The organism is Cellulomonas sp. P4_A2 (assembly GCF_056402515.1).
Genome location: NZ_JBFUHG010000017.1, coordinates 58493 through 68095, shown reverse-complemented (window position 1 = coordinate 68095; position 9603 = coordinate 58493). Strand labels below are relative to the sequence as shown.

At 72.0% G+C, this 9603-nt stretch carries 10 protein-coding genes and 1 pseudogene; all 11 read left to right on the top strand.

The annotated features are described in order from the left end of the window. Positions 1-192: pseudogene (locus tag AC1DUE_RS15670) on the top strand (methyl-accepting chemotaxis protein); the annotation flags it as partial. A 26-nt stretch (positions 193-218) separates the two neighbouring features. Next, positions 219-1370: a substrate-binding domain-containing protein gene (locus tag AC1DUE_RS15665; protein WP_477040341.1), complete on the top strand. Its 1152-nt coding sequence runs from the start codon at positions 219-221 to the stop codon at positions 1368-1370. Next, the gene (locus AC1DUE_RS15660; protein ID WP_477040340.1) at positions 1367-2974 is read left to right on the top strand and encodes a methyl-accepting chemotaxis protein; all 1608 of its coding nucleotides are present in this window, start codon (positions 1367-1369) and stop codon (positions 2972-2974) included. Before AC1DUE_RS15665 ends, AC1DUE_RS15660 begins: the two co-directional genes overlap by 4 nt. A 52-nt stretch (positions 2975-3026) precedes the next feature. Continuing rightward, the gene (locus AC1DUE_RS15655) at positions 3027-4130 is read left to right on the top strand and encodes a protein-glutamate methylesterase/protein-glutamine glutaminase (RefSeq protein WP_477040339.1); all 1104 of its coding nucleotides are present in this window, start codon (positions 3027-3029) and stop codon (positions 4128-4130) included. After that, entirely contained in the window at positions 4130-5029 is a 900-nt protein-coding gene (locus AC1DUE_RS15650) for a CheR family methyltransferase (protein ID WP_477040338.1), read from the top strand. Before AC1DUE_RS15655 ends, AC1DUE_RS15650 begins: the two co-directional genes overlap by 1 nt. Continuing rightward, positions 5026-5409 carry a response regulator gene (locus AC1DUE_RS15645; protein WP_477040337.1) on the top strand — a complete coding sequence of 128 codons (384 nt, stop codon included), beginning with the start codon at positions 5026-5028 and terminating at the stop codon, positions 5407-5409. Before AC1DUE_RS15650 ends, AC1DUE_RS15645 begins: the two co-directional genes overlap by 4 nt. Beyond that, the gene (locus tag AC1DUE_RS15640) at positions 5406-5882 is read left to right on the top strand and encodes a chemotaxis protein CheX (RefSeq protein ID WP_477040336.1); all 477 of its coding nucleotides are present in this window, start codon (positions 5406-5408) and stop codon (positions 5880-5882) included. Before AC1DUE_RS15645 ends, AC1DUE_RS15640 begins: the two co-directional genes overlap by 4 nt. Then, positions 5879-6241 carry a response regulator gene (locus AC1DUE_RS15635; RefSeq protein ID WP_477040335.1) on the top strand — a complete coding sequence of 121 codons (363 nt, stop codon included), beginning with the start codon at positions 5879-5881 and terminating at the stop codon, positions 6239-6241. The genes AC1DUE_RS15640 and AC1DUE_RS15635 overlap by 4 nt, the downstream gene beginning before the upstream one ends. Further along, positions 6238-6738 (top strand): hypothetical protein, encoded by a 501-nt coding sequence (locus tag AC1DUE_RS15630; protein WP_477040334.1) that lies wholly within the window; start codon positions 6238-6240, stop codon positions 6736-6738. The genes AC1DUE_RS15635 and AC1DUE_RS15630 overlap by 4 nt, the downstream gene beginning before the upstream one ends. 93 nt (positions 6739-6831) lie before the next feature. Then, complete coding sequence (locus AC1DUE_RS15625; protein WP_477040333.1) at positions 6832-8295, top strand: NCS2 family permease; 1464 nt, start codon at positions 6832-6834, stop codon at positions 8293-8295. A gap of 331 nt (positions 8296-8626) precedes the next feature. Then, positions 8627-9505, top strand: coding sequence for a DUF559 domain-containing protein (locus tag AC1DUE_RS15620; RefSeq protein WP_477040332.1), 879 nt, complete (start codon positions 8627-8629; stop codon positions 9503-9505). Positions 9506-9603 lie beyond the last annotated feature (98 nt).

The window sequence follows — 9603 nt, the reverse complement described above, 5'->3', positions numbered from 1 at the left end:
ACGACCAACGAGATGTCCCGCGGGGTGGCCGAGGCCGCGACCGGGTCGGGGGAGATCGCGATGAACATCGGTGGCGTCGCGAGCTCGGCCGCGTCCTCCTCGCAGACCCTGGGGCAGATGGGCGACGCCGTCAGCGAGCTGGCGCGCCTCTCCACCGACCTGCGCACCCGCGTAGCGGCGTTCACGTTCTAGAGATCCGATCGACCAGAGGAACCACCATGAGACGAGCACGCCTGGGAGCCGCCGCGATCGCGGTGACGCTCGGCCTGCTGACGGCCGGCTGCGCCGGCGGCACCACCACCCCCGGTGCCGCGAAGCAGCTCCCCGACGACGGCCCGCAGCTGGTCGGCGTGGCCATGCCCACCAAGGTCCAGGAGCGCTGGATCGGCGACGGCAAGAACCTGCGCAAGCAGCTCGTCTCCCTCGGGTACGACGTGGACCTCGAGTACGCCGACGACGACGTGGCCACCCAGGTGGACCAGATCACCGCGATGATCGACGCGGGCGCGGACGCCCTGGTGATCGGGGCCGTCGACGGGACGAAGCTCACGTCCGTGCTGTCCGAGGCCGCCGCCGCCGGGGTCGCGATCCTGTCGTACGACCGGCTCATCCGGGACTCGGCCGACGTGGACTACTACGCGTCCTTCGACAACAACGCCGTCGGCGTCCTGCAGGCGAACGCGCTGCTGACCGGCCTGGGCGTGCTGGACGCGACCGGCGCCCGCACCGGGGTGACCGGGCCGCTCGCGATCGAGATCTTCGCGGGCTCGCCCAGCGACAACAACGCGACGGTGTTCTACCAGGGCGCCATGTCGGTGCTCCAGCAGTACATCGACGAGGGCGTCCTCGTCGTCCCGTCCGGCCAGACCGACTTCGCCTCCGTCGCGACTGAGGGCTGGAAGGGCGAGAACGCCGCCGCCCGCATGGGCACGCTGGCCGCGCCCTACACCGCAGGGCTGCACCTCGACGGTGTCCTGGCCCCGAACGACGGGATCGCCATCGCGGTCATCGACGCGATCAAGTCCGAGCTGGGCTACGGCGGCGACGGGCCGGCCCTGCCGGTCGTCCCCGGCCAGGACGCCGAGCTCGCCTCGGTGCGCTCGATCGTCGGCGGAGAGCAGTACTCGACCGTCTACAAGGACACCGCCGAGCTGGCCGAGGTCGCCGTCCAGATGGTCCGCGACCTGCTCGCCGGCGTCGAGCCCGAGGTGAACGACACCACCTCCTACGACAACGGGGTCCGCGTGGTGCCGTCCTACCTCCTCGCACCTGCCCTGGTCACGCGCGAGAACTACCAGGCCGTGCTGGTCGACGGCGGCTACTACACGCAGGACGAGCTGGGCGCCGTGCCCGCAGGAGGCACCAAGTGAACGACCAGACCCTTCCCCGTCGTCGCTGGTTCTGGGACCGGTCCGTCGGCGTCAAGATCGCGACGTCGCTCATCGTGCTCGGCGCGGTGTTCGCCCTCGTCGGTGGTGCCGGGGCCGTGGCCCTCTACCGCGCGGGCCAGCACCTCGAGGAGATGTCGGGGCTGACCGGTCGCCTGCAGTCGGCGATGGCCGAGCTGCGCACCGCGCAGACGCGCAGCAACCTCCTGGTGCACCGGGCCGTCGAGGCGCAGGACCCCGCCGTTCGGACCCAGCTGCTCACGTCGTCGGCGTGGGTGGACAAGGACGTCGACCGCCAGATCACCGTGATCTCGGACTTCCCGCAGTCGGGCACCCAGCAGTGGACCGACTTCGTGACGCGCTGGAAGGCGTGGACGGCCTACCGCGACACCACGCTCCTGCCGTTCGTCCAGGCGGGCGACGAGGTCGGTCTCGCTGCAGCGATCCGGGCCAGCGCCGCGGCCGACCCCGACTGGGCGGGCCGCGCGCTCACCCTCGCGCAGGGCCAGGTCGACGCGCAGGTCGACCAGATCCTGCGGGACGGCCAGGCCGAGGTGGACCGGACCATCCGGATCCTTGCGATCGCATTCGTCCTCGGTGCCCTCGTGTCCGGGGTGCTCGCCGCCGCCGTGGTGCGCCGGGTCACCCGCGCCGTGCGCCAGGTGCAGGGCTCGCTCGACGCCATGGCCGGGGGAGACCTGACCGTCGTCGCCCCGATCGAGTCGAACGACGAGACGGGCCGGATGTCGGCCTCGCTCGCCCGGGCGCAGGCGTCCCTGCGGGCCACGCTGGCCGGGGTCGTCGAGACCGCCGCCGGGGTGTCGACCTCCGCCGAGCAGCTCACCGCGTCCAACCAGCGCGTCGCGGGCACCGCCCAGGAGACGAGCGCCCAGGCGGGCGTCGTCGCCGCCGCGGCCGAGCAGGTCTCCCGCAACGTGCAGGCCGTCGCGGCGGGCGCCGAGCAGATGGGCGCCTCGATCCGCGAGATCGCGCAGAACGCGACCGAGGCCGCGAAGGTGGCCAACCGGGCGACGGTGGTCGCCCGGACGACCAACGACCAGGTGGCCCGGCTCGGGGAGTCCAGCCAGCAGATCGGGAACGTCGTCAAGACGATCACGAGCATCGCGGAGCAGACCAACCTGCTGGCGCTCAACGCGACCATCGAGGCCGCGCGTGCGGGGGAGGCGGGCAAGGGCTTCGCCGTCGTCGCCGGCGAGGTCAAGGAGCTCGCGTCCGAGACCGCCCGGGCGACCGAGGACATCGCGCGCCGGGTCGAGGCCATCCAGGCGGAGACCGCGGGCGCGGTCGCGGCGATCGCCGAGATCAGCGTGATCGTCACCTCGATCAACGACTACCAGCTCACCATCGCCTCGGCCGTCGAGGAGCAGACCGCGACGACCAACGAGATGTCGCGAGGAGTCACCGAGGCCGCGGTCGGGTCGGGGGAGATCGCCGTCAACATCACGGGTGTCGCGTCCGCGGCGACGACGAGCTCCGACGTCCTGACCGAGGTCGGCACCCAGGTCGAGGAGCTGAGCGTCCTGTCGGACCGGCTCCGGGAGCGGGTGGCCGCCTTCACCTTCTGACCGTCGACAGCCCCAGAAACGCAGCCGGAACCCCGGCTCCCAAGGAGGAACAGTGACCCCGATCCGCGTGCTCGTCGTCGACGACTCCGTCGTCGTGCGGCGACTCGTCACGGACGCCCTGTCCCGGGACCCGGACGTCGAGGTGGTCGGCGTCGCAGCGAACGGCCGCCTCGCGGTCAGCAAGGTCGCCCAGCTGGCGCCCGACGTCGTGACCATGGACATCGAGATGCCCGAGATGGACGGCATCGAGGCGGTGCGCGCCCTGCGGCGCGACGGCCACAAGATGCCGATCATCATGTTCTCCACGCTCACGGAGCGGGGTGCGGCTGCGACCCTGGACGCCCTCGTCGCGGGTGCGCAGGACTACGTGACCAAGCCCGCCAACGTCGGCAGCGTCCAGGAGTCCCTGGCCCAGGTGGCCGACAACCTGCTGCCCAAGATCAAGGCGCTCGTCGTCCGGTCCGCGATGCACACCGCGGTCCGCTCGTCGTCGGCCGTGGTCCCCGCGCCGCGGTCCAACGCGGCCCCCCAGCGCCCCGAGCCCGCGCCGCACCCGATCCGCGCGGTCGTGCTCGGGTCGTCGACGGGTGGCCCCGAGGCCCTGTCCAAGGTGATCGCCGCCCTCACGCACGCGCCGACCGTCCCGGTCCTCGTCGTCCAGCACATGCCGCCGGTGTTCACGCGGCAGCTGGCCGCGCGTCTCGACCGCCTCGGCCCGGCCCGCGTGGTCGAGGCCGAGGCCGGGACCGAGCTCGAGCCCGGCACGATCTACATCGCCCCGGGCGACCGGCACCTCGAGGTGCAGCGCCACGGCGGGGCCGTGCGCACCGTCCTCACCGACGGGCCGCCCGTGAACTACTGCCGGCCCTCGGTCGACGTCCTGTTCGGCTCCGCGGTGCGCGTCTACGGCGGCGAGCTGCTCGGCGTCGTGCTCACGGGCATGGGGTCCGACGGGCGCACCGGCTGCCAGCGCCTCGTCGACGCCGGCGGGACCGTCGTGGTCCAGGACGAGCCGACGAGCGTCGTGTGGGGGATGCCCGGCGCGGTCGCGMCCGCGGGGCTCGCACACCGTGTCCTGCCGCTGACCGAGGTGGCACCGACGATCGAGCGCGTGCTCGCGTCCGTCGGCAACCTCGTCCGGGGAGGGGTGGCCTGATGGCGGTCAGCGCAGACTCGTTCGCGTTCGTCGCCGACCTCGTGCGCCGGCGCAGCGCGATCCAGCTGGCGCCGGGCAAGGAGTACCTGGTCGAGAGCCGCCTGCTCTCGCTCGCCCGCGACGCCGGGCTGCCCGACGTCGACGCGTACGTGAAGAACGTGCGCCACGGCGCCAAGGAGACCGAGTACGTCCGGGTCGTCGAGGCGCTCACCACCAACGAGACGTCCTGGTTCCGCGACTCCGGGCCGTTCGCGGCCCTGCGCTCGGTCGTCGTGCCCGAGCTGATCGCGGCCCGCGGGACCTCCACCCGGCTCAAGATCTGGTCCGCCGCCTGCTCGACCGGGCAGGAGCCGTACTCGATCGCGATGACGCTGGCGGACTGCCTGCCCACCGGCGCCACCGCGGACATCCTGGCCACCGACCTGTCCGAGCAGGTGCTCGCCAAGGCGCGCGAGGGCCGGTACAGCCAGCTCGAGGTCAACCGCGGCCTGCCGGCGGCGATGCTCGTGCGGCATCTGACCCGCTCGGGCGCGGAGTGGCAGATCTCGCAGGAGCTGCGCGGACTGGTGACGTTCCGCCCGCACAACCTCCTCGATCAGCCGCCCATCGGCGGGCCGTTCGACGTGGTGTTCCTGCGCAACGTCCTCATCTACTTCGACCTCGCCACCAAGCGCGCGATCCTCGACCGGCTCCGTCGCGTGATGCGGCCGGACGGCGTCCTCGTGCTCGGCGCGGCGGAGACCACGATCGGTGTCGACGACGGCTGGGCGCGCGTCCCGGTCGGCTCCGGCTCCGTCTACCGCCCGACCCGGCCGGTGCCCGCGTCGGTCGCCGCGATCCCGAACCCCCGAACCGCACCACTCGACACATCCGTCCTGACCCGAGGAGCCACCCGATGAGAGCGCTCGTGATCGACGACTCGCGCACGATGCGTCGCATCGTCGCGGGGACGCTGGAGGACCTGGGCTTCGAGACGGAACCGGCCGAGCACGGCCAGGCCGCCCTCGACCTGCTGGAGTCCGGCCTCGACGTGCAGCTGTGCTGCATCGACTGGAACATGCCCGTGATGGACGGCCTCACGTTCGTCAGCGAGGTCCGCGCCCGCCCCGAGTGGCGGCACATCACGCTGATGATGGTCACCACCGAGAGCGAGCAGGGCCAGATCGTGCGCGCGCTCGCCGCGGGCGCCCACGAGTACCTGATCAAGCCGTTCACGCCTGACGCCATCCGCGGCAAGCTGGACCTGCTGGGGCTCGTCCCCGTCGAGGAGCCGGCATGAGCACCGTCGTCGAGCACGACCAGGTCTTCATGATCGCGCAGGAGGTCTTCGCGGCGATGGTCGACGGGGACCACGGGCTGCTCCAGCCGTGGGACGGCGACCTGCCGACCTTCGACGAGCCGATCGTCGGGTGGGTCGACCTCTTCGGTGACTGGGCCGGCCGCGCGTCGCTCACCACCTCGACCGCTACCGCGCACGACCTCGCCCGGGCCCTGCTGGACCTGGGTCCCGACGAGGCCGTCACCGCCCTCGACCTCGTCGACGCGTTCGGTGAGGTCGCCAACGTCGTCGGCGGCAACGTGAAGTCGTTGCTGCCCACGCAGGGGAGCCTCGGCCTGCCGCAGGTCGCCCCCGCCGCCCCGTCCGTGGCCGGTGCCGCCGTCGTCGTCGAGCTCCAGCTCGGGTGGCGCGGTCAGCCGATCGTCGTGACCGTCTGGGGCTTTACCGCCGCCGAAGAAGGGAACCGCTCATGATCCGCGTCCTTGTGACGGACGACAGCCGAGTCATGCGCCAGATCGTGATCCGCACGCTGCGCCAGGCCGGCTACGACTGGGACGTCCGCGAGGCGTCCGACGGCGCCGAGGCGCTCGCGGCCATCCGTGCCGACGAGCCCGACGTGGTGCTGTCCGACTGGAACATGCCCGAGATGAACGGCATCGACCTGCTGCGCCGCCTGCGCGCCGAGGGCTTCGAGACGCCGTTCGGGTTCGTCACGTCGGAGGGCTCGCCGGAGATGCGCGCCACCGCCGAGGCCGCCGGCGCCCTGTTCCTCATCGCCAAGCCCTTCACGCCCGACGGCTTCCGCGAGGTCATCGAGCCGGTGCTGGCATGAACGGCGCTGGTTCGACGGCGACGCCTCTTCCTTCTGCCAAGGACGTCCGCGAGCTCGTCGAGGGCCTCGTCGGCCGCGAGATCTCCGTCACCACCGGCGGCCCGATGGTCGACCCGAACGCGCAGGACGGCGCCCTCGTGGGCGTCTACGTCGACGACCGGCTCGCCCTGACCGCGCTCGTGCTCCTGGACCTGCCGCTCGCCGCTCACCTGGGCGCCTCGCTCGGGCTCGTGCCGGCGCGTGCCGCGGGCGTGGCGGTCGAGGAGGGCGTGCTGCCCGAGGCGCTCTCCGAGAACGCGGGCGAGATCCTCAACGTCATGGCGTCGCTGTTCAACCTGGAGGGCGCGCCGCACGTGAAGCTGGACCGGCTGTACCAGCCGCGCTCCGCGGTCCCGGCCGACGTCGCCCCGTGGGTCCTGTCCTACGTCCGGCGCACCGACCTGGACATGGACGTGGCCGGGTACGGCGCCGGGCAGTTCTCGCTCCTCGTGGTCTGACGGGGTCGAAGCCGGTCCGGCGTCGCGCGGCGTTCGTCGCGCCACGCCGGGCCGGTCTGCAGACCGGGTTTCGGGTCTGGCACACTGCCGCCCATGGCGACGACCCCCCAGCGTTCGACGAGCGCGATCGACCGGTACTTCAAGATCTCCGAGCGCGGTTCGTCCGTCGGGACCGAGATCCGCGGCGGCCTCGTCACGTTCTTCACGATGAGCTACATCATCATCCTGAACCCGCTGATCATCGGGACCGTGAAGTCCGGCGACGGCCAGTTCCTCGGCGGCGGCGACGCACCGAACCTCGCGATGGTCGCGGCGACGACCGCGCTGGTCGCCGGCCTGATGTCCATCCTCATGGGCGTCGTCGCCAACTTCCCGCTCGCGCTCGCCGCGGGCCTGGGACTGAACGCCGTCGTCGCCTACTCGATCGCCGCCCTGCCGGACATGTCGTGGCAGGACGCCATGGGGATCGTGGTCCTCGAGGGCCTGATCATCCTGCTGCTCGTGGCCACCGGCCTGCGGCAGGCCGTGTTCCGCGCCGTCCCGCGCGAGCTCAAGACAGCCATCAGCGTCGGCATCGGTCTGTTCATCGCGTTCATCGGCCTCGTCGACTCCGGCTTCGTGCGCATCCCCGCCAGCATGGCCACCCCCGTCGAGCTCGGCATCGCGGGGTCGCTGGGCAGCTGGCCGCTGCTCGTGTTCGTCGTCGGCCTGTTCGTCGCCGTGATCCTCATGGTCCGCAAGGTCAACGGCGCCATCCTCATCGCGATCATCTCCGCGACCGTCCTGGCGTTCCTCGTCGAGCTGGCCGGCGACCTCGGCTCCAAGTCCGCCGACAACCCTGGCGGCTGGTCGCTCGGCGTCCCGCACTGGCCGTCCGGCGGCATCGTCGCGACGCCCGACTTCTCGCTCGTCGGCCAGTTCTCGCTCTTCGGCTCCATCAAGTCCATCGGCATCGTCGCCGTGATCCTGCTGGTCTTCTCGCTCCTGCTCGCCGACTTCTTCGACACGATGGGCACCATGGTCGCCGTCGGCGGCGAGGCCGGCCTGCTCGACAAGGAGGGCACGCCCCCGAACGCGACCCGCATCCTGGTCGTCGACTCCATCGCCGCCGCCGCGGGTGGTGCGGGCAGCGTCTCGTCGAACACGTCCTACATCGAGTCCGCGTCGGGCGTCGGCGACGGCGCGCGCACCGGCCTGGCCTCCGTCATCACCGGCCTCGCGTTCCTCGTCGCCACGTTCCTCGCGCCCCTGGTCGAGCTGGTCCCCTTCGAGGCCGCGACCCCCGCCCTGGTCGTCGTCGGCTTCCTGATGGTCACGCAGATCACGGGCATCAACTGGCGCGACTACGAGGTGGCCATCCCGGCGTTCCTCACGATCGTCCTGATGCCGTTCACGTACTCGATCACCGTGGGCATCGGCGCCGGCGTCATCATGTTCGTCGCGATCAAGCTGGGCGTCGGCAAGATCCGCGAGGTCCACGCCTTCATGTGGATCACCTCGGCCCTCTTCGTCGTCTACTTCCTCCTGGGCCCCATCAAGACCTGGCTCGGCATCTAGGGGGCATCGGGGGCGTCGGCCCGGGTCCCGAGTCCCGAGCGCCCGGTCGGCGTCCGCCGGGAGCTGCGCGTACCTAGCCGCACTGGTGACGCGTGGGTCTGCTGAAGCGTCCTCGACGCAACTCCCGTGAACACCTGACCCACGTGCGGCTAGGTCGGCACAGCGGACCCGTGGCGTCAGTGCGCATCGGCCCGCCCCGTCGCGCTGCACCCGCACGGGAGCGAGAGCGCCGGGCGCCGCCGAGCCGCCCCCAGCACGTCGTCGGACCACGCCGTCCACAGATCGCGTCAGGCCCGCCCCGTCCGCGGCGGCTCGGTCGTGAGATCTGGGGATGAGCGACGAGGTCCTCCGGAGGTTGTCCGAGCTCGGCGGTGCGGTGCGGAGGCGGGACATCGCCGGGGTGGTCGGCGGGGCGCGGGCGATCGACCGGGCCGCCGCGTCGGGCACGATCGACCGGCTCGGGCGCGGGATCTACGCGCTGCCCGGCTGCTCGCACGAGGCAGTCGCTGCGGTCACGCACGGCGCCTTGATCGGCTGCGTCTCGGCGATCCAGCGCGCGGGCATCGCGGTCCTGAACGCGCCGGATCGCCCGCACCTCTCGGTGCCTCGGGCGCGTGGGTCCTCGCCGTCACGGCTTCGCGACGACGCTCCGGCGACTCTTCACCGAGAGTCGTGGGTGTCGGGCGGACACCGTCCTGGTGTCGTGGTCGCGCCGGCGCCCCGTGCCCTGGCCCGCATGCTCGTCTGCTGCAACGCCGACGAGGCGGTCGTGTCCATCGACAGCGCCCTCCAGCAACGGCTCACCTCGGTCGACGCCATCAGGTCCCTGCTGCCGCCCACCGCAGACGTGCGGGCGCGGTCGGTGCTCGCACTGGCCGACGGGCGGAGCAGGTCCCCCCTCGAGACGATGGCGCGCCTCTCGCTCCGAGCCGCGGGGCTCCGAGTGGAGGCCGGAGTGATGGTGCCGATGGTCGGTGAGGTCGACCTGGTCGTCGAGGGTCGCGTCGTCGTGGAGCTGGACGGGTTCGCCTACCACGGGGGCCGCCGCGAGTTCGACGAGGATCGTCGACGCGACCGTGAGCTTGCCCTGCAGGGCTACGTCGTCCTGAGGTTCACCGCCCGGGACGTCCTGCGCGACCGCGATCGGCTCGTCGCGACGGTCCTCGCGGCGCTGGGCGCCCCACGTCGTGCCAACGGTGTGCGGATCTAGCCGCACCTGGGACGGATGGTGGCGGAAGTGGCGCGATCGACGCATCACGTGCCCCACCCGTCACAAGCGCGGCTAGGTAGACACGAGTTCGGGCGTCA

Excerpts from the sequence above, each read along its gene's own strand:
- AC1DUE_RS15635 (WP_477040335.1), top strand. The coding sequence starts at position 5,879 with ATGATCCGCGTCCTTGTGACGGACGACAGCCGAGTCATGCGCCAGATC.
- AC1DUE_RS15650 (WP_477040338.1), top strand. The coding sequence starts at position 4,130 with ATGGCGGTCAGCGCAGACTCGTTCGCGTTCGTCGCCGACCTCGTGCGC.
- AC1DUE_RS15625 (WP_477040333.1), top strand. The coding sequence starts at position 6,832 with ATGGCGACGACCCCCCAGCGTTCGACGAGCGCGATCGACCGGTACTTC.
- AC1DUE_RS15630 (WP_477040334.1), top strand. The coding sequence starts at position 6,238 with ATGAACGGCGCTGGTTCGACGGCGACGCCTCTTCCTTCTGCCAAGGAC.
- AC1DUE_RS15665 (WP_477040341.1), top strand. The coding sequence starts at position 219 with ATGAGACGAGCACGCCTGGGAGCCGCCGCGATCGCGGTGACGCTCGGC.
- AC1DUE_RS15640 (WP_477040336.1), top strand. The coding sequence starts at position 5,406 with ATGAGCACCGTCGTCGAGCACGACCAGGTCTTCATGATCGCGCAGGAG.
- AC1DUE_RS15645 (WP_477040337.1), top strand. The coding sequence starts at position 5,026 with ATGAGAGCGCTCGTGATCGACGACTCGCGCACGATGCGTCGCATCGTC.
- AC1DUE_RS15620 (WP_477040332.1), top strand. The coding sequence starts at position 8,627 with ATGAGCGACGAGGTCCTCCGGAGGTTGTCCGAGCTCGGCGGTGCGGTG.